The organism is Actinacidiphila epipremni (assembly GCF_012034175.1).
GTDB classification, from domain to species: Bacteria; Actinomycetota; Actinomycetes; order Streptomycetales; family Streptomycetaceae; genus Actinacidiphila; species Actinacidiphila epipremni.
Genome location: NZ_JAATEJ010000001.1, coordinates 17264 through 37184, shown reverse-complemented (window position 1 = coordinate 37184; position 19921 = coordinate 17264). Strand labels below are relative to the sequence as shown.

The following is a 19921-nucleotide window of genomic DNA, read 5'->3' as shown; positions in this document are numbered from 1 at the left end:
GATATACACCATCACACACCGCATTTCACCGCGGATGTGGTCGTGCCGTCCCGTACCCCCCCCCGCGAACCTGGATGTGCTGCTGTGCCCCGCTTCAGCGTCATCGTGCCCGTCTACGGCGTGCAGGCGTATCTGCACGCGTGCCTGGACTCCGTCCTCGACCAGTCCTTCGGCGACGTCGAGGTCATCGTGGTGGACGACTGCTCGCCGGACGGCAGCGGGGAGATCGCCGACGCGTACGCGGCCCGCGACCCGCGGGTGAGCGTGCTGCACCTGACCGAGAACGCCGGGCTCGGTCCCGCGCGCAACGCCGGGCTCGCCCGCGCCACCGGCGAGTACGTGCTCTTCCTCGACAGCGACGACACGTACGCGCCGGACGCGCTGCGCTCCATCGCCGCCCGCATCGACGCCACCGGCCGCCCCGACCTGCTGATCTTCGACTACGACCGCACGTACTGGAACGGCCGCGCCGAGCGCAACCAGTTCGCGGCGCTGCTGGCGCAGCGCGACCCGCAGGTCTTCCCGCTCGCCGACCGGCCCGAGCTGCTGCGGCTGATCATGGTCGCCTGGAACAAGGCCTACCGCCGCGACTTCCTCGCCCGCACCGGGCTGGCCTTCCCGGCCGGCTACTACGAGGACACCCCCTGGACGTACCCGGCGCTGATGACCGCGCAGACCATCGCGCTGCTGGACCAGGTGTGCGTGCACTACCGGCAGCGGCGCAGACGCGGCATCCTGCGCACCACCAGCCGCCGGCACTTCGAGATCTTCCGGCAGTACGACCTGCTGTTCGCCTTCCTGGACGCGCACCCCGAGCTGGAGCGGTGGCGCACGGTGCTCTTCCGGCGGATGCTGGACCACCTCTCGACGATCTTCACGCTGCCCGACCGGCTGCCGCGCTCCTCGCGCCCGGAGTTCTTCCGCCGCTGCCGGGCGCAGTACCGCAAGCTGCGGCCGGCGGACTTCCCGCTCGCGCCCGGCCGGCGCAGCGGGGTGCGCTACCTGCTCATCGCGCTGGGCGCCCGGCGCACCTTCCAGGCCCTCGGCGGGCTGCACCGGCTGCGGCTGCGGGTGCTGCGCCGGGCCCGCAGCGCGCGGGGGCGGCTGCGCACGGCGGCGCTGCACGCGTACTACCTCTTCCAGCGGCGCCGCCCGCTCGACCCGGACCTCGCGGTCTTCTCCGCCTACTGGAACCGCGGTTACGCCTGCAACCCCGCCGCGATCGAGGCGACGCTGCGCCGGCTGGCCCCGCACATGCGCACCGCGTGGATCACGACGCAGGAGTACGCGCACACGCTGCCGGCCGGCGTGCGCCGGCTGGAGCCGGGCTCGGCGGCCTGCTGGAAGGCGATGGCGCGGGCGTCGTACCTGGTCAGCAATGTCAACTTCCACCACCGGTACGCCAAGCGGCCCGGGCAGGTGAATGTGCAGACCCACCACGGCACGCCGCTCAAGCACATGGGCATCGACCTGCTCCAGCACCCCGCCGCCGCGCACGGCACGGACTTCGAGCGGCTGCTGCGGCACGTCGACCGCTGGGACTACAGCGTCTCGGCGAGCCGGCACTCCAGCCTGGTGTGGGAGCGCGCCTACCCCGCGGCCTTCACCTGCCTCGAATACGGCCAGCCGCGCACCGACGTCTTCCACCGGGCCGGCCCGCAGGAGGTCCTCGCCCTGCGTGACGCGCTCGGCATCCCCCGCACCTCCACGGCGCTCCTCTACGCCCCCACGCACCGCGACTACGACCCGGGCTTCCGCCCCGCCCTGGACCTGCCCCGGCTCGCCGAGGAGCTGGGCCCCGGCGTCACGCTGCTGCTGCGGGCGCACTACTTCCACCCGCCCGGCACGATCGGCGCCGCCGGGCACCCGCGCATCATCGACGTCTCCGCGCACCCCTCGGCGGAGGAGGTGTGCCTGGCCTCCGACGGGCTCATCACCGACTACTCGTCGCTGATGTTCGACTACGCGGGCCTCGACCGGCCGATCGTCCTGTACGTCCCCGACTGGGAGACCTACCGCGCGACCCGCGGCGTCTACTTCGACGTCACCGCCGCACCGCCGGGCCCGGTGGCCCGCACGCAGGAGGAGCTCACCGACATCTTCGCGACCGGCTCCTGGTCGAGCCCCCGCGCCACCGCCCTGCGGGCCGCCTTCCGCCACCGCTTCTGCCCCTACGACGACGGCCACGCCGCCGAACGCGTCGTCCGCAGGGTCTTTCTCTCCGAGGAGGCCGGCCTCCCCGCGCCTCTCCCCACCCCGGCTCCCCTCACCCCCGCAGCGGACCGCCAACCCCACTGAGCCCCCGACCCTGCGGGCTGCCCCTGGTGGTCGCCCTGCGCCGTAGGCGCGGGCATCAACCGCGCCGGGTGCGTTTTTCAGGGGCGCGGGGAACGGCGCGCGCAACCCACCACCGGGGAAGGTCCCGCGATGAGGGACAGGGGCAGCCTGGGGGGTCAGGGCGCCGGGACCGTCGCGGGGGACGGGTCCGACGAGGCCGGCGCGGGCGCCGGGTGACGGTCCGGCAGGGGGCGGTAGGGCAGGAGCTGGTCCTCCGACAGGAAGACGCGGCGCACGACGCGCTCGGCCGCCAGGCCGTCGTCGTAGGAGCAGAAGCGCAACCTGAACGCGGCCCGCAGGGCATTCGCGGGCTCGTCCGCCCACTCCCCGGAGTGGAACGCCCGGGCCAGCGCGGACTCGTCGTGCGCGACGACGCCCGGTGTCTCGCCCGGCCGGCCGGACAGCAGGTCGAAGTAGACGCCCCGCGCGGCGGAGTACGCCGCCCAGTCCGCCGCGTGGACCAGGATCGGCCGGTCGAGGTTGGCGTAGTCGAACATCAGCGACGAGAAGTCCGTGACGAGCGCGTCCGAGGCCAGGCACAGCTCCTCCACGCTCGGGTGGCCGGAGACGTCCACGACCGCCCCGGCCGCGTGCAGCGCCTCCAGTTCGGGGCTCGCGCCGTAGAAGTAGTGCGCCCGCACGAGCAGGGTGTACCCCGGGCCGAGCTCCCGCGCGAGCCGTTCCAGGTCCAGCGGCAGCACGAACTCGCGCTGGTAGTCGCGGTGCGTCGGCGCGTAGAGGATCGCCGTCGTGCCGTCGGCGAGCCCGAGCGCCTGCCGGGCCCGCCGGACCTCGTCCGGCCCCGCGGTGTAGAAGACGTCGTTGCGCGGGTAGCCCGAGGGGAGCGTGGCGTAGCCGCTGGGGTAGACCCGGTCGAAGACCTCCGCGGAGTGCTGGTTGGCGACCAGCGAGTAGTCCCACTGGTCGGCGTGGTCCAGCAGCCGTCCGAAGCTCATGCCCTTGCCGACCGCGGGCCGGGCCCGCAGGTCCATGCCCATGTGCTTGAGCGGCGTGCCGTGGTGCGTCTGGACGTACGTCTGCTCGGGGCGCTTGACGACGTTCCCGGTGAAGTTCGCGTTGTTGACCAGGTAGCGGGCGCGGGCCAGCACGTCCCAGTAGCGGCGGGTGTTGACCACGACGTGGTCCACGCCGGGCGGCAGCGCCTCCCGGTCGCGCCTGCCGACGACCCACACGCCGTGCAGGTGCGGGGCGATCTCCTGCGCCTTGCGGTAGATCGCCGCGGGGTTGCACGCGACGCCGCGGTTCCAGTAGGCCGCGTAGACCACCAGGTGGGGGTCGACCGGCCGGCGCAGCCGCATCCGGTAGTAGCGCTGGTAGACCGCGCGGGCCAGCCCGTGCCGCTGCGCCCGCAGCCGCTTGACGGCGCCCGCGGCGAGTGCCCGCAGGCCCATCGCGGCGCGGTAGCGCGGGTAGGAGCCGGTGCCCGCGGCCCGTACCCACAGCGCCTCCTTCGCCTCGGGCGCCGACCAGCCGGCCGGGCGGTGCGCGGTGAGCAGCTTGCCGGCCCGGCGGACGAAGGCGGCCTCGCCGCCCGCCGTGAGCCGGTCCTCGCCCACGGCCATGAGCACCGCGGCCATCTGCCCGTACAGCGCCGCCCGCTGGGCCGGCTCGGTGACCTCGGCGAACAGCTCCTCGTAGGCGTCCAGGACGGCCAGGTGGTGCGGCCCGGGCGTGGTGCTCAGGCTCCCGGAGCGGCGTTTGCGCCACCGCACACACACCCGGTCCAGGCACGCGATGCGCTGCGCGCCCGTCAGCTCCCGGGTGGCCAGGGCGAGGTCGGCGTAGGGGGCGTCGCCGAAGGCCAGGCCGCGCGCGGCCCAGTGGTCGCGGCGCACCGCGCGGTTCCACACGGCGGGGAAGAGGCCCAGGCAGTCCGGCCGGTCCGCGGCGGTGAAGACGTCCGGGCCGACCGCGGCCAGGATGCCGGCGTCGCCGCTTTCCAGGACGTTCTCCCACACGGTGAAGCGCTCGTGGTCGAACAGCAGCACGTCGGGGTCGCCGGTGCGGGTGAGCCTCGCGTCGATCGCGGCGAGCGCGCCGGGCGCCATGAGGTCGTCGGCGTCGAGGAAGAGCAGGTAGTCGCCGGTGGCGGTGGCGGCGCCGGCGTCCCGCGCGGGTCCGGTCCCGGCGTTGCGGTCCATGCGCACCGGGACGACGCGCGGGTCCGCGGCGGCGAGGTCGGCGACGACCGCGCCGGTCGCGTCGGGTGAGGCGTCGTCGACCGCGATCACCTCAAGGTCGCCGAAGGACTGTCCGAGGACGGACTCCAGGCAGGGGCGCAGGAAGCCCTGCACGCGGTGGGCGGGGACGACGACGCTGAAACGTGGCATGACCATCCTGGACAGATCGGCGGTAACCGGAACGGGATAACGTCCGAGGGTAATCAGCCGGGCACCGTGTGTCGATTTGCGCGGCCGTGTCGCTCGTTCGGCCTACCTTCGGTGACCGCTCCCGGCGGGCGGAGTTGGACACACGGCATGGTCTGCCGCCGCCGCCGAGAAAGGAGCGTTGCCGACCCATGACGCCGCCCCGCCTGACCGTGGTCGTCCCCGTCCACAACGTCGAGCAGTATCTGGAGGAGTGCCTGCGGTCGATCGCCGCGCAGACGCTGGACGCCCTCGACGTGGTGATGGTCGACGACGGGTCCACGGACGCCAGTGCGGACATCGCGCGGGCGTTCGCCGCGCGGGACCCCCGCTTCCGGCTGGTCGGGCAGGACAACGGCGGCCTCGGCCACGCCCGCAACACCGGCGCGCGGCACGCCGACCCGGCGACGGCGTACCTGGCCTTCGCCGACAGCGACGACGTGCTGCCGCCGCGCGCGTACGAGCAGCTCACCGGCCTGCTGGACCGCTCCGGCTCGGACTTCGCGACCGGCAACGTCTACCGGCTGACCACCGCGGGCCGCAGCCAGGCGTGGCAGCACCGCGACATGACGAAGACCGTCAGCCGCACCCACATCACCCGCGACCTCGCCCTGCTGTCGGACCGGGTGGCCTGGAACAAGGTCTTCCGCCGCGACTTCTGGGACAAGCACGAGCTGGCCTTCCCCGAGGGCGTGCTGTACGAGGACACGCCGGTGACGATCCCCGCGCACTTCCTGGCGGACGCGGTGGACGTCCTGCACGAGCACGTCTACTACTGGCGGATCCGGGAGGGCTCGATCACCCGGCGGCGCACCGACGTCAAGGGCGTCACCGACCGCATCGCGGCCGTGGACGGCGTCTCGCGCTTCCTCGCCGACCCGGCGCAGGCGCGCTTCGCCCGGCACAAGCGGGACTACGACCGCTCCGTCCTCACCGACGACCTGCTGTATTTCATCGAGGCGCTGCCGATGGCCGGCCCCGACTACCGGCGGGTCTTCATGGACCGCGCCGGCGACTTCCTCAGCCGGGTGGACCCGACGCTCTACCCGACGCTGCCGGTCGAGCTGCGGCTGCGCTGGGAGCTCATCCGGGAGGGCCGGCTGGACGACCTGCTGGACGTGCTGGCGCACGAGCGGCACGGCGGGCGGACCGTGTTCGACCTGACCGGGCCGCCGCTGCTCAGGCGGGCCGCGGTGGTGCGTCCTGACGGCACGCCGGTGCCGCTGTCGCGGGCCGCGACCGCGGTCGGCCGCGGCGACCTGCCGGTGGTGGCCCGGGTGCGGGACCTGCGGTGGCGGGACGGCAAGCTGGTCCTCACCGGCTACGCGTATGTGCGCAACGCCGACGTCAGGAGCCGGCGTTCGCAGCTGACCACGGCGGTCGCGACCTGCGGGCGGCGCCGGCTGGTGCTGCCGGTGCGGGCGGTGCGGATGCCGGAGGTCACCGACGAGCTGCCGCAGGAGCGGCACTGCTACGACTGGTCCGGCTTCGAGATCACCGTGGACCCGGCGCGGCTGCGCGCCGACGGGCAGTGGAAGCCGGCGCAATGGCGGCTCGGGGTGGTCCTCACGGGGTCGGCCGGGGTGCGCCCGGCGGCGCTGCGGGCCGCCGAGACCGGCGCGGGCTCCTCCCCCGTGCCCTTCCCGCTGGCCGACGACATCCGCCTGGTGCCCTGGTACAACGACGGCCGGCTGTACCTGTCCGTCGAGCCCGTGACCCGCCGGCTGACCGCCCACCGCCCGGACGGCGACCGGCGGCTGCGCCTGGAGCTGGACGTACGCGACCGTACGCTGCCGGTCGCGCTGCGGCTGACGCAGGCGGCGACGGGCGCGGTGCTGGAGGCGCCGCTGGAGGCGGGCGAGGCGGCGGGCGGCTGGACGCCGCTGGCGGCCGTGGTGCCGCTCGCCGAACTGGCCGCCGCCCGGCCGCCGCTGACGGGGCTGCCGAAGGAGGTCGCCCCGGAGACGACGGCGACCTGGACCGCCGAGGTCGTCTTCCCGGACTCCGGCACCGCCCGGGTGAGCCTGGACCGCGACCTGCCGCCGGGCCGCTACCCCCTGCCGGACGACACGCGGGGGCGGGAGGGCGCGCAGGCGGCCGGGTCCGCGGCGGGTGAGCAGGGGCCGGGCGCGCAGGCCGGGGGTGAGGCGGCGGGGGGCGCCGCTCCGGGCGGCGGGGCGCGGGAGTTGAGCGTGGAGGGGACCGCCGCCGGGAACCTGGTGGTGCGGGACCGGGTGCCGCAGGCCGTCGCGGACAAGGTGGCGCTCACGCCGGACGGGCGGCTGCTGGTCGCCGGTGAGCTGCCGCGGGGAGCCGCCGAGCCGCTGCGGCTGCTGCTGCGGCACGGCACGTACAGCGCCTGGACGGGCGCCGGGGTCGAGCGGGAGCCGGGCGGCGGCACCGACCGGTTCTCGGCGTCCGTGGACGTCGGGGCGCTGCCGCACGCCGGGCGCTGGTATCTGCACCTGGAGACCGGCTCCGGCGCGCCCAGCACCCCGGTGCGGATCGCCCCGCGCGCCATGCCGGAGCTGCCGCTCACCCTGCCGGAGGCGGAGGGCGCGCGGCCGGTCACGCTGGACCGCCGCTTCCACGACCACCTCTTCCTCGCCGCCGGCTCCGCCGTGCCCGCCGCGGACCGGGGCCCGTACCGGCAGCGGATGCTGCGCGAGCGGCGCTACCCGGTGCTGCTGCGCCGCCGGCTGACCGAGACCGTGCTCTACAGCAGCTTCGACGGCCGCCGCTGCGACGACTCCCCGCGCGCGGTGCACGACGAACTGGTGCGCCGCGGCGTCGCGATGGAGCACGTATGGGCCGTCGCCGACCGTACGGTCCCGGTGCCGGCGTCCGCGCGGGCCGTGGTGACCGGCAGCCACGCCTGGTACGAGGCGCTGGCCCGCAGCCGATGCGTGGTCACCAACTCCCATCTGCCGGCCTTCTTCCGCCGCCGCGACGGCCAGCACGTCGTGCAGACCTGGCACGGCACCCCGGTCAAGCGCTTCGGCCTGGACCTCGCGGGCACCCTGTGCGCCGACCTCACCCACATGTGGCCGCAGCCGCGCCGCGGCGAGCAGTGGACGCTGCTGCTGTCCCCCGACGCGCAGAGCACCCCGGTGCTGCGCCGGGCCCTGGACTTCCACGGCGAGACCGCCGAGACCGGCCTGCCCCGTACCGACCTGCTCAGCGGCGAGGACCGCGCCAAGATCGCCGACGAGGTACGCGCCCGGCTCGGCCTGCCGCCCGGCCGCACCGTCGTCCTCTACGCCCCGACGGTGCGCGACGACGAGGCGTACGACGCCGGCCACCAGCGGCTGCACCTGACCGCCGACCTCGCCGCCCTGGAGGCCGAACTCGCCGCCACGCACGTCCTGCTGCTGCGCGCCCACCCCCGGGTCGCCGACACCGTGCCCGCGACCGGCTTCGTACGGGACGTGTCCGGCCACGGCGACCTCGCCGAACTGCTGCTCGCCGCGGACGTGCTGGTCACCGACTACTCCTCGCTGCTCGCGGACTTCGCCGTGACCGGCCGGCCGATCCTGCTCCAGACGCCGGACCTGCGGCACGTGCGCGACACGCTGCGCGGCTTCACCTTCGACTTCGAGGCGCAGGCGCCCGGCCCGCTGCTCGCGGACACCGGTGAGCTGATCGCCGCGCTGCGCGACCCGGCGGCGGCCGTCGGGCCGTACGGGGCCGCGTACGACGCCTTCCGCGCCGCCTTCTGCCATCTGGACGACGGCGGTGCCGCCTCCCGCGTGGCGGATCTGATTCTGCGCGGGCCGCGGATCTGATGAGGCGGAACGGACGCAACCCCGGGCGCTCCCGGCAAGTCCGGCGCTCCTGGCACCCTCGGCATCCCTGGAGGCCATCACCGTGCAGCTGTCCGTGATCACCTCGCTCACCGGACTGGTCCTGCTGGCCTGCATCCTGGAGCTGCTGCGCCGCCACCAGCTGAAGGAGAAGTACGCCGCGCTGTGGCTGGCGGTGGGCTCGGCGGTGGTGCCGCTCGGGATGTTCCCGCAGGGGCTGGACTCGGTCGCCGGCAGCGTCGGCATCAAGTCGGGCGTGAGCCTGGTGCTGTTCGCCGGGATCGTGCTGCTGCTCCTGGTGTGCCTGCACCTGAGCTGGGAGTCCAGCCGGCTGGAGGAGGAGACCAGGACGCTGGCGGAGCAGATCGCGCTGCTCAGGACGGAGCTGGACGCGGTGAGCGGGCCGGCCGCTCCGGCTCCGCCGCCCGCTGAGGGTCCAGGGCCCGGGCCTGGTCCCGGTGCTGGTGCTGGCCCTGCGCCCGCGCCCGCCCCGGCGCCGGCTCCTGGTCCCGCGCCTGCTCCTGCTCCAGCTCCAGCCCCGGTGAGCCGTCCGGAGCGTTCCGGATGAGGTCGGGCACGGGAATCGACGCGGGCGCCGGGCCCTGGCCCGCGGGGCGCCGGGTGCTGGTCATCGTGCCGGCCTGGAACGAGGCGGACGGCCTCGCCCCGGTCCTGAAGGAGCTGCGCACGACGGTGCCGTGGGCGGACATCCTGGTCGTCGACGACGGCTCCACCGACCTGACCGCCGAGACCGCCAAGGCCGCCGGCGCCCGGGTGGCCCGGCTGCCGTACAACCTCGGTGTCGGCGGCGCCATGCGCACCGGCTACCGCTACGCCCTCGACCACGGCTACGACGCCGCCGTGCAGGTCGACGCCGACGGCCAGCACGACCCCGGCTTCGTGCCCGCGCTGCTGGCCGCCCTCGACGGCGCCGACCTCGTGGTGGGGGCGCGCTTCGCGGGCGTCGGCGACTACCGGGTGCGCGGGCCCCGGCGCTGGACGATGCGGCTGCTCTCGCTCGTGCTGTCCAAGCTCGCCGGCACCAGGCTCACCGACTCCACCTCGGGCTTCCGCGCCTGCAACGGCGACATGATCGCCTTCTTCGCCCGCTGGTACCCGGCGGAGTATCTGGGCGACACCGTCGAGAGCATGGTCGGCGCGCTGCGCCGCGGCTACCACGTGTGCCAGGTGCCGGTGGCGATGCGCCCGCGCGCCACCGGGGCGCCCAGCCAGTCCGCGGCCCGCGCGCTGCTCTACCTCGCCCGCACCGCCCTGGTGCTGCTGCTGGCGCTCACCCGCCGGGTGCCGGCGCCGGCCCGCTCCGAGCTGCCGCGGATGCCGCAGACCACCGGGGGCGCCGGATGAGCGGTGTCCGCTTCGACGTGATGATCCCCTACTACGGCGACGCCGCCCTGCTCCAGGCGGCCGTGCGCAGCGTCCAGGCGCAGGACGGCGACGACTGGCGGCTGACCGTCGTGGACGACGGGCGCGAGCCGGGTGTGCCGGAGTGGTTCGCCGGGCTCGGCGACCCGCGGGTCGGCTATCTGCGCAACCCGCACAACCTCGGCGTGACCGGCAACTTCAACCGCTGCGTGGAGCTGGCCCGGGCGCCGCACATGGTGCTGATGGGCTGCGACGACCTGATGCTGCCCGGCTATCTGCACACCGTGCGGCGGGCGCTGCGCCGCTCGCCGGGCGCGGTCATGGTGCAGCCGGGCGTGCAGGTCGTCGACGCCGAGGGGCGGCCGTGCACGACGCTCACCGACACCGCGAAGCGGTGGCTGTACGCGCCGGCCCGGGTCCGCACCGCCGCGACGCTGCTGGGCGGCGAGGAGCTGGCGGCGGGGCTGCTGCGCGGCAACTGGCTGTATTTCCCCTCGGTGTGCTGGCGCACCGAGGCGCTGCGCCGGCATCCCTTCCGCGCCGACCTCGGCGTGATCCAGGACCTGGCGGTCGTGGTCGAGCTGCTGCTGGAGGGCGGGCGGCTGGCGACCGACCCGGAGGTCTGCTTCCGCTACCGGCGGCACGCGGTGAGCGCGTCGGCCGCGCAGGCCGCGACCGGCGCCCGGTTCGACGAGGCGCGCGGCTTCTTCCTGTCCACCGCCGGCCGGCTTGCCGCGCACGGCTGGCCGCGGGCCGCCCGCGCCGCCCGCCGGCACTGGTCGTCGCGGCTGCACGCCCTGACGCTGCTGCCCGCCGCCGCGTCCTCCCGCCCCGCCGCGGCGGCCCTGCTGCGGCACGCCTTCGCCCCGCGCCGGGTGCCGCTGCCCGCGCCGGGGGCCGGGGCCGTCCCGGCGACCGTACGACCCGAACCACCCGTGAAAGGGACCGATGTCCGGCACCACACCTGACACCTCATCCGCCCCGGCCGGCACCTCGACCGGTGAGGCCGCGGCGGGGCCCGCCTCCCCCGGCGACACCAGGACCCGCGACTACACCACCCGGCTGCTGTCCCGCCGGCTGCTGCCGACCCAGGCGCCCTACCGGTGGAACCTGCGCCGGCTGCGGCTGGGCCGGACGCTGGACATCGGCTGCGGGGTCGGCCGGCACCTGCGGCACCGCGCGCAGGGCAGCGTCGGCGTCGACCACAACGAGCACTCCGTGGCGGCGGCGCGCGAGCGCGGCCTGACCGCGTACACCCCGCACGAATTCACCGCCGCCGGCCTCGCGCACGGCCACTTCGACAGCCTGCTGTGCGCGCACGTCCTGGAGCACCTGGACGCCGCGACGGGTGCGCGGCTGCTGGCCACGTATCTTCCCTACGTCCGGCCGGGCGGGCAGGCGGTGCTGATCACGCCGCAGGAGGCGGGCTTCGCCAGCGACGCCACGCATGTGCGGTTCGTGGGCTTCGCCGATCTGGTGCGGGAGGCGCGGGCGGCCGGTCTTGAGGTGCGGCGCACGTACTCCTTCCCGCTGCCGCGGTCGGCCGGGCGGCTCTTCACGCACAACGAGTTCGTGCTCGTCGCGACCGTGCCGGCCGGGGGTCTTGCCGGGCGTCTTCCCGGGGGTCTTGCCGGGGGGCTCGCGTGAGGGCGGCCGGCGGGGTGCGGGGGCGGCGGGGTGCGGGAGTCCGGGGAGTCCGGTGACCGCGAACGTACCCCTGGGGGCGGGCGAGCGCGCCCGCTCACTGCGCTCCTCGCCGCCGGTCGCCGCGCTGCTGCGCGCCGCGGACCGGCTGCCGCCGCACACCCGGCTGCCGGTCGCGGTCGCGCTGGTGTGCCAGCTGGTGCTGTTCGGGTGGTGGCTGGCCTTCTACCCGGGGCTGATGAGCTTCGACACCGTCACCTACGTCTGGCAGGTGACGACCGGTCACTGGCGCAGCGACCACTCGGTCGTCTACGACGTGCTGGTGTGGCTGTCGCTCCAGCTCACCGGCGGGCTCGGGGCGCTGACGTTCCTGCAGACGGTGGCGCTGGCGGCCTGCCTGGGCTATGTCTGCCACGGGCTGCGCGCGCTGGGCGTACGCGGCCGGTGGGCGGCGCTGGCGCCGCTCGCGGTCGTGGTGGTGCCGTCCACCGGGACCTTCGCGGTCTTCGTGTGGAAGGACAGCGCGTACGCCATCGCCGCCGTGCTGGCCTTCGGGGCGTGTGTGCACCTGGTGCTGCGGCAGCGGGCGGCCGTGCACTGGTGGCTGCTGGCCGCCGGAACGACCGGCCTGTCGCTCTTCCGCAACAACGCCTACCCCGCGGTGATCGTCGCCGGGCTGGTGCTGCTGGTCGCGCTGCCGCGGCGGTACTGGCGCCGGATCGCCGCGGTGACGCTGCTGCCGACGGTGCTGGCGCTCGGCCTGAACTTCGCGGTCTACCCGGCGCTCGGCATCGCCAAGCCGCGCACCAGCTCGTACTACGCCTTCAACTACGCCGACATCGCGGTGGCCTACCACCGGGCGCCGCAGTCCTTCCGCGCCTCGGACCTCGCGGTGATGGCGCGGGTCGCGCCGCTGTCCCACTGGTCCGGGGGCGGCGCGAACTGCGCCTGGGTGGACCCGCTGATGGCCCCGCCGTTCGACCGGCCGGCCGCCGAACGGCTCAACGGCAGGCTGCTGGGCGTGTGGAAGGACGTGCTCAAGAGCCGGCCCGACCTGATGCTGTCGGCCCATCTGTGCCGGGCGCGGATCGGCTGGGCGCTGCCGCACACCACGACCGACATCTACGTGCAGCCGCCGGTCATCCCCGCCGACCGCTTCGGCTATGCCCTGCCCGGCCACCCCATGGCCCACAGCAGGTGGCTGCCCGCGCTGCGGACCGCCGCGCCGTCCCCGACGCTGCACAAGGCGGGCGTGTGGGCGTACACCGCGGCGCGGGCGCCGGAGCTGACCTGGCTGCTGTGGACGGGCTCGCTGTGGAGCTACGCCACGTATCTGATCGTGGCCCGGGTGATGCGGCGCCGGCCGCTGCGGGCGGCGCTGGCGCTGGCCGCGACGACGGCGGGGCTCCAGGTGGCGGTGCTGGTCGCGACGCCGGCCGGGCTGTTCCGCTACATGGCGGCGCCGGTGCTGCTGGGCTTCCTGGCGGTGCCGCTGCTGTCCGCCGCGCACCCCGCCGACCGGCCGCCGGGTGAGCCGGCCGACCGCCGGCCGGCGCGCCGCGGGGCGGCCTCGCGGCGGTCGCAGGCGGCGGCGTGACGCGGGCGCGGGGGCAGGACATGGCCAGTGAGGTGCGCGGCACGGTGGTCGGGCCGCGCGGGGCGGTGCACGACGCCGCCACGGCTCCGCGCCCGCCCCGGGAGGCCGGCGGCGCTTCCCGGCGGGGCCCGGCGTGGCGGCGGTCGTGGCGGCCTGCGTGGCGGCCTGCGCCGTACGCCGTCGTGGGCGGCGGGTTCTGGCTGCTGGTCGCGGTCGTGGCGTGGCACACGCCGATCATGTCGGACTTCGGGCAGCACGCCTCGGCCGTCCAGCGGATCCGCGACAGCCCGCTGCACCCGGCGAACCCGCTGCTGAACGAGCCCGGCACCGGCTCGCCGTACTACTCGCCGTACGTCGTCGCGCTCGGCCTGCTGGCCCGGCTGACCGGCGCCGCCGGGTGGCAGATGGTGCGGTGGGCCGGCCCGCTGAACCTGGCGGTGCTGGTCGCCGGGGTCGGGGTCTACGCCAGGACGCTGAGCGCCCGCCGGCTCGCGCCGGTGTACGCGCTCGCGGCGTTCACGCTGCTGTGGGGGGTGCGGAGCAAGGAGTGGAGCGGCTTTTGCGGGCTGTGGTCGCTGACCCGCGGCGCGTCCTACCCGAGCACCTTCGCGGTGGGCCTGACCTTCCTGCTGTGGGCGTGGACCGACCGGCTCGCCCGGCGTGGCGGCCCGCCGGCGCAGTACGCGGGGCTCGGCGCGGCGGCCGGCGTGCTGCTGCTCGTCCACCCCATCACCGCGCTGGGCGCGGCCGTCGGCATCGCGGCCACCGTCCTCGGACGGCAGCCGGGCCGGTCCCGCGCGGTGCTGCTGCGCTGGGGCCTGGCCTGCGCGACGGGGGTCGCGGTCGCTGCGGTGTGGCCGTACTTCGACGTCTTCTCGCTGGCCGGCGACACCACGGTGGACCATGTGCACCGGCGGCTCTACGCCCACCCGTGGCAGTGGTACGGCCTCGCGCTCGTCGGCGCCCCGGCGCTCGCCCGGCGCCTGCGCGCCCACGCCCGGGACCCGCTGGCCCGGATGTTCGCCGCGTACTGCCTGATCGCCGGCTACGGCTGGCTGAGCGGCCACTACACCTACGGCCGGGTCCTGGGACTGCTGCTCGTGCCGCTCCAGTTCGCCCTCGCCGTGGAGCTGGCCTCGGCGCCGCCGTGGACCCGGCTGCGCCGGGCGCTCGCGGGGCTCTCGGCGGTGGCGCTGGCCTTCGCGCTGGTCGCGCAGGCCGGCGCGGTGGTGCCGCAGCGGCTGCTGCCCGCCGTGACCCCGCACCCCGCGCGCTGGCCGGACTACCGCTGGGTCGCCGACCGCGTCCCGCCCGGCGCGGTCGTCCTGACCGGCGCCTCCGTACCGCAGCACGTCCTGCCCGCGTACGGCCTCTTCCTCGTCGCCCCGACCTGGCCCGACCCCTCCACGCCCGCGGCCGACCGGGCCCGCCGCTGGTCCGACCTCACGACGTACTTCACCCGCGGCACCCCCGACACCACCCGCACCGCCCTGGCCCACCACTACGGCGCGACCTGGCTCCTCCTCCCCCCGGCAACCCGCGCCCCCACCGGCACGGTCCTGATCACCACCTCCCCCACCACCGGCGAACGCCTCTTCCGCCTGCCCTCGCGCTGACCTCGGGGCCGGCCCTCGGGTGGGGCGGCGGCGCGTCCGCACCGCCGCCGCCCCTTGCCGGCCGAGCGGACTAGCGGTGCGTGCGCAGCAGCGTGCGGAAGGTCCGCATCGCCACCGACAGGCTCGCCAGGTCGAACTCCTCGGCGCCCTGGATCTCCTCCAGCGTCGTGCGGGCCCGGCCGACCAGGCCGGAATTCTGCTCCTCCCAGGCGTGGTAGCGCTGCTCGGGTGTCGCCAGGTCGCCGCCGGCGGCGAGCACGTCGGCGGTCAGTGCCGCGTGCGCCGCGAACAGGTCCTCGCGGATCGCCGCCCGGGCCATCGACTGCCAGCGGTCGGACCGCGGCAGCAGGATGATCCGGTCCAGCAGCCGGGTGATGCCCAGCCGGTCGGCGAGGTCGAAGTAGACCTCCGCGACGTCCAGCGGCTCCTTGCCGCTGCGGTGGGCGACCTCCACGATGTCCAGCGTCGGGAAGGCCGACGAGAAGCCGGCGACCCGGGTGGCCAGCTCCTGCGGCACCCCGCCCGCCGTCAGCTCGTCGTGCAGCGACTCGAACCACTCCAGGTCCGCCCCGCGCAGCAGTTTCGGCAGCTGCGACCACACCGCGGCGACCCCGTCGCTGAAGTCGTCGATGGTCTCGGCGATCTGCAGCGGCTGCAGCCGGTTGTTGAGCAGCCAGCGGGTCGCGCGCTCGACCAGCCGCCGCGAGTGCAGCCGGATCCTGGTCTGCAGGTCGGCGGCCACCGTGTTGTCCAGCGCCTCGACATCGTCCCAGATCGCGCTGAGCCCGAAGATCGACCGTGCCGCGGTGTGCGCCCGCACGATCTCCTCGGTCGTCGCGCCGATCTCCTCCCGGAAGCGGTGCAGGAACGTCGTGCCGGCGGTGTTGATCGTGTCGTTGACCAGCAGCGTGGTGATGATCTCGCGGTGCAGCGCGTGGGCGTCGATCTGCGCCGCGAACCGCTCGCGCAGCGGCACGGGGAAGTACGCGTGCAGCAGCCCGCGCAGATAGGGGTCGTCGGGCAGCCCGGTCCTGATCAGCTCCTCGGCGGTGGTGATCTTGGCGTAGGCGAGGATCACCGCCATCTCCGGCTGGCTCAGGCCCTGCCCGGCGCTCAGCCGCTCGCGGATCTGCCGGTCGGTGGGCAGGAACTCCAGCGCCCGGTCCAGGTGGCCGTCCCGCACCAGCCGGCGGATGAACCGCTGGTGGGCCGGCAGCAGGCTGGCGGCCTGCGCCATGCTGTTGCCGAGCGCCACATTCTGCGCGTAGTTGTTGCGCAGCACCAGGTCGCCGACCTCGTGGGTCATCTCGGCGAGCAGCGCGTTGCGCTGCTTGACCGTCAGGTCGCCGTCGGCCACCACGCTGTTGAGCAGGATCTTGATGTTGACCTCGTGGTCGGAGGCGTCCACGCCGGCGCTGTTGTCGATCGCGTCGGTGTTGATCCGGCCGCCGGTGCCCTCCGGTCCGCCGGAGCGGGCGAACTCGATCCGGCCCAGCTGCGTGAAGCCCAGGTTGCCGCCCTCGCCGACGACCTTGACCCGCAACTGCGCGCCGTCGATGCGGATCGCGTCGTTGGCCTTGTCCCCGACGTCCGACTGCGACTCCGTGGACGCCTTGACGTAGGTGCCGATGCCGCCGTTCCACAGCAGGTCCACCGGGGCCTGGAGGATCGCCTTCATCATCTCGGCGGGGGTGACCTTCGCCGGGCCCGGGCCGATGCCCAGGGCCGCCCGCACCTGCGCGCTGACCGGGATCGACTTCGCCGAGCGCGGGTAGATCCCGCCGCCGTGCGAGATCAGCGAGCTGTTGTAGTCGGCCCAGCTGCTGCGCGGCAGCTCGAACAGCCGGCGCCGCTCGGCGTAGGAGGTCGCGGCGTCCGGCGCGGGGTCCAGGAAGATGTGCCGGTGGTCGAAGGCGGCGACCAGCCGGATGTGCTCGGACAGCAGCATGCCGTTGCCGAACACGTCACCGGACATGTCGCCGATGCCGACGACCGTGAAGTCCTCTTCCTGGGTGTTGTGGCCCATATCGCGGAAGTGCCGCTTGACCGACTCCCACGCCCCGGAGGACGTGATGGCCATCTTCTTGTGGTCGTAGCCGACCGAGCCGCCGGAGGCAAAGGCGTCACCGAGCCAGAAGCCGTAGGAGACGGCGACCTCGTTGGCGATGTCGGAGAACGACGCGGTGCCCTTGTCCGCGGCGACCACCAGGTAGGTGTCGTCACCGTCGTGCCGCACCACGTCGGCCGGCGGCACGACGTCCCCGCCCACCAGGTTGTCGGTGATGTCCAGCAGCCCGGAGATGAAGGTCTTGTAGCAGGCGATGCCCTCGGCGAGCCATGCGTCCCGGTCCGCGGCCGGGTCGGGCAGCCGCTTGCCGACGAAGCCGCCCTTGGCGCCGACCGGCACGATCACCGTGTTCTTCACCATCTGCGCCTTGACCAGGCCCAGCACCTCGGTGCGGAAGTCCTCCCGGCGGTCGGACCAGCGCAGGCCGCCGCGGGCGACCTTGCCGAACCGCAGGTGCACGCCCTCCACCCGCGGGGAGTACACCCAGATCTCGTACGCCGGCCGCGGCGCCGGCAGTTCGGGGATCGCCTGCGGGTCGAACTTCATCGACAGGTAGCGGTGCGGCTGCCCGTCGTCGGAGCGCTGGAAGTAGTTGGTGCGCAGCGTCGCCTTGATCAGGCTGAGGAAGGACCGCAGGATGCGGTCCTCGTCGAGGCTGGCGACCTGGTCCAGCGCGCCGTCCAGCTCCTCCAGGATGCCGTCGGTCAGCTCGCTGCCGGCCCGCTGGTGGTCGGGCGAGAGCCGGGCCTGGAAGAGGTTGACCAGCAGCCGGGTGGTGTGGACGTTGGTGCGGAGGGTGTCCTCCATGTAGTCCTGGCTGAAGGTCGAGCCGGCCTGCCGCAGGTACTTGGCGTAGGCGCGCAGCACCATCGCCTGCCGCCAGTCCAGGCCGGCCCGCAGCACCAGGGAGTTGAAGCCGTCGTTCTCCGCGCGGTCGGTCCACGTCGCGGCGAACGCCTCCTGGAAACGCTCCCGCGCGTCGTCGCCCAGGTCTCCCAGCGCCGGGTCCAGGCGCAGCCCGAAGTCGTAGACCCACACCCGCGCGTCGTCGGAGCGGCGCAGCTCGTAGGGGCGCTCGTCGACCACCTCGACGCCGAGCCGCTGGAGCACCGGCAGCACCGCCGACAGCGACACCGGCGCGCCCGTGCGGTAGATCTTGAACCGCCGCTCCTCGGGCGCGGCGCCCACCGGCTCGTAGAGGCTGAGGGTGAAGTCGTCCTCCCCCAGGTGCTCGAAGTGCTGGAGGTCGGCGACGGCGACCCGGGGCGGGAAGTCGGCGCGGTAGCCGTCGGGGAAGGCGTGCCCGTAGCGGCGCAGCAGCTCGGCGGCGCGCTCCTCGCCGCACTCGGCGGTCAGCGCCTCGGCGAACCCGTCGGCCCAGGACCGGGTGGCCTCCGACAGCCGGCTCTCGATGCGCTCGACATCGGCGTCGGTCAGCTCCCGCAGCGAGTCGCCGGGGTCGATCCGGATCACGAAGTGCAGCCGGGAGAGCACCGACTCGGTGTTCCAGGCGGTGAAGTCGACGCTGCGCCCGCCCAGTTCCTCCTGGAGGATGTTGGTCAGCCGCAGCCGCACGGCGGTGGTGTAGCGGTCCCGCGGCAGGTAGACCAGCGCGGAGAAGTAGCGTCCGTACTCGTCCTGCCGCAGGAACAGCCGCAGTTTGCGGCGCTCTTGGAGGTAGAGCACGCTGGTGGCGATGGACCGCAGCTCGTCGGCGGGGGTCTGGAACAGCTCGTCGCGCGGGTAGGTCTCCAGGATCTGCAGCAGGTCGCGCCCGTCGTGGGACTCGGCGGAGAAGCCGGCGCCGGCCAGCACCTCCTCGACCTTGCGGCGCACCACCGGGACCCGGCGTACCGACTCGGTGTAGGCGGCCGACGAGAACAGCCCGAGGAAGCGCCGCTCACCGGTCACATTGCCGTCCGCGTCGAACTTCTTCACCCCGACGTAGTCCAGATACGACGGCCGGTGCACCGTGGAGCGGCTGTTGGCCTTGGTCAGGATGAGCAGCTTGTGCTCCCTGGCCTTGGCCCGCGCGTCGGCCGGCAGCCGGCTGAACGCCGGGGAGTTGGGGTGGCCGGGGTGACCGGGGTGGGTGCTGTCGGCCTGCGGGTGCTGCGGGTCGGAGCGCAGGATGCCCAGGCCCGTGCCGGGGACGGCGGCCAGCACGTCCTCGGTCCCGCCGTCCTCGGTGGTCTCGGTGATGAGCTCGTACTCGCGGTAGCCGAGGTAGGTGAAGTGGTCGCCGTCGAGCCAGCGCAGCAGCTCCAGCGCCTCGCCGATCTCCTGCTCGGGCAGCGGCGGCGGGCTCGCGGCCAGCTCGTCGGCGATGGACTGCGCGGCCTGCCGCATCTTGGCCCAGTCCTCGACGGACTCCCGTACGTCGGACAGCACCCGGCGCAGATCGGCGGTGATCTCCTTCAGATCGGCCCGGTCGGTCTCCCGGTCGATCTCGACATGGATCCAGGACTCCACCAGCGCGTCGTGCGGCAGGTCCTTGCCGTCGGCCTGCGGGTCGCCGGTCAGGACCTCCAGCAGCTTGCCCGTCAGGTCCCGGCGGACGGTGAACTGCGGGTGGACCACGACGTGGATCGCCCGGTTGGCCTGCGTCAGGGCGTTGGTCACCGAGTCGACGAGGAAGGGCATGTCGTCGGTGACGACCTCCACGACGGTGTGGCTGCACTGCCAGCCGCTCTCCTCGACCGTCGGGGTGTGCACCCGCACGTTCGCGGTGCCCTGCGGGCGTACCTCGGCGAGGCGGTAGTGGGACAGCGCCGCACCGAAGATGTCGTCCGGATCGCGGTCGACCACGTCCTCGGGTGCACTGTGCAGGTAGTAGCGCTGGAGGAACGCGGTCGTGGCCTCAGCGTCGAGACCCTGACCCGGCAGTCTCCCCTTCTGGCTGTGCTCACCGACCCGCGCCGCCTGTTCCAGCCGCTCAGCCTTGGTTTCGTCCAGCTTGGTCTGCATCTCTTCTGACTCCTGTCGCGCGCCATTGCGTGACGTCGGTGGATGGCACGACGTACCGCGACGCGGGGTTTCCGCTACGGGACGACGCTATGCCGGATGCCGGGTCCGGTGTGCCGATC

At 74.3% G+C, this 19921-nt stretch carries 10 protein-coding genes; 8 read left to right on the top strand and 2 right to left on the bottom strand.

Annotated features, from left to right (window positions below):
• Positions 1–84: 84 nt before the first annotated feature.
• Positions 85–2298, top strand: coding sequence for a bifunctional glycosyltransferase/CDP-glycerol:glycerophosphate glycerophosphotransferase (locus tag HCN08_RS00120; RefSeq protein ID WP_167980721.1), 2214 nt, complete (start codon positions 85–87; stop codon positions 2296–2298).
• Between the two features lie 155 nt (positions 2299–2453).
• On the opposite strand, the gene HCN08_RS00115 is transcribed toward HCN08_RS00120, so the two are convergent.
• The gene (locus tag HCN08_RS00115) at positions 2454–4688 is read right to left on the bottom strand and encodes a bifunctional glycosyltransferase/CDP-glycerol:glycerophosphate glycerophosphotransferase (protein WP_167980720.1); all 2235 of its coding nucleotides are present in this window, start codon (positions 4686–4688) and stop codon (positions 2454–2456) included.
• A gap of 188 nt (positions 4689–4876) precedes the next feature.
• On the opposite strand from HCN08_RS00115, the gene HCN08_RS00110 reads away from it, so the two are divergent.
• The 7 genes from HCN08_RS00110 to HCN08_RS00080 all read left to right on the top strand — a co-directional run bounded on the left by HCN08_RS00110 (position 4877) and on the right by HCN08_RS00080 (position 14767).
• A complete protein-coding gene (locus HCN08_RS00110; RefSeq protein ID WP_167980719.1) occupies positions 4877–8509 on the top strand; it encodes a bifunctional glycosyltransferase/CDP-glycerol:glycerophosphate glycerophosphotransferase in 3633 nt (1210 codons plus the stop codon).
• Positions 8510–8591: 82 nt separating this feature from the next.
• Positions 8592–9095: a DUF2304 family protein gene (locus tag HCN08_RS00105; RefSeq protein ID WP_167980718.1), complete on the top strand. Its 504-nt coding sequence runs from the start codon at positions 8592–8594 to the stop codon at positions 9093–9095.
• On the top strand, positions 9092–9892 hold the full coding sequence (locus HCN08_RS00100) for a glycosyltransferase family 2 protein (protein ID WP_167980717.1): 801 nt from the start codon (positions 9092–9094) through the stop codon (positions 9890–9892). The genes HCN08_RS00105 and HCN08_RS00100 overlap by 4 nt, the downstream gene beginning before the upstream one ends.
• Positions 9889–10878, top strand: a complete 990-nt coding sequence (locus tag HCN08_RS00095; RefSeq protein WP_167980716.1) for a glycosyltransferase family 2 protein — start codon at positions 9889–9891, stop codon at positions 10876–10878. The genes HCN08_RS00100 and HCN08_RS00095 overlap by 4 nt, the downstream gene beginning before the upstream one ends.
• Positions 10859–11557, top strand: coding sequence for a class I SAM-dependent methyltransferase (locus HCN08_RS00090; protein ID WP_167980715.1), 699 nt, complete (start codon positions 10859–10861; stop codon positions 11555–11557). The genes HCN08_RS00095 and HCN08_RS00090 overlap by 20 nt, the downstream gene beginning before the upstream one ends.
• Before the next feature lie 52 nt (positions 11558–11609).
• Positions 11610–13151 (top strand): DUF6020 family protein, encoded by a 1542-nt coding sequence (locus HCN08_RS00085; RefSeq protein ID WP_167980714.1) that lies wholly within the window; start codon positions 11610–11612, stop codon positions 13149–13151.
• Positions 13152–13171: 20 nt separating this feature from the next.
• A complete protein-coding gene (locus HCN08_RS00080; protein WP_206318173.1) occupies positions 13172–14767 on the top strand; it encodes a hypothetical protein in 1596 nt (531 codons plus the stop codon).
• Positions 14768–14837: 70 nt separating this feature from the next.
• On the opposite strand, the gene HCN08_RS00075 is transcribed toward HCN08_RS00080, so the two are convergent.
• Complete coding sequence (locus HCN08_RS00075; protein ID WP_167980713.1) at positions 14838–19802, bottom strand: NAD-glutamate dehydrogenase; 4965 nt, start codon at positions 19800–19802, stop codon at positions 14838–14840.
• Positions 19803–19921: the final 119 nt, after the last annotated feature.

What these genes read in the sequence shown, in the direction of transcription:
- HCN08_RS00115 (WP_167980720.1), bottom strand. Translation starts at nt 4,688, where the DNA reads ATGCCACGTTTCAGCGTCGTCGTCCCCGCCCACCGCGTGCAGGGCTTC.
- HCN08_RS00110 (WP_167980719.1), top strand. Translation starts at nt 4,877, where the DNA reads ATGACGCCGCCCCGCCTGACCGTGGTCGTCCCCGTCCACAACGTCGAG.
- HCN08_RS00100 (WP_167980717.1), top strand. Translation starts at nt 9,092, where the DNA reads ATGAGGTCGGGCACGGGAATCGACGCGGGCGCCGGGCCCTGGCCCGCG.
- HCN08_RS00095 (WP_167980716.1), top strand. Translation starts at nt 9,889, where the DNA reads ATGAGCGGTGTCCGCTTCGACGTGATGATCCCCTACTACGGCGACGCC.
- HCN08_RS00090 (WP_167980715.1), top strand. Translation starts at nt 10,859, where the DNA reads ATGTCCGGCACCACACCTGACACCTCATCCGCCCCGGCCGGCACCTCG.
- HCN08_RS00080 (WP_206318173.1), top strand. Translation starts at nt 13,172, where the DNA reads ATGGCCAGTGAGGTGCGCGGCACGGTGGTCGGGCCGCGCGGGGCGGTG.
- HCN08_RS00075 (WP_167980713.1), bottom strand. Translation starts at nt 19,802, where the DNA reads ATGCAGACCAAGCTGGACGAAACCAAGGCTGAGCGGCTGGAACAGGCG.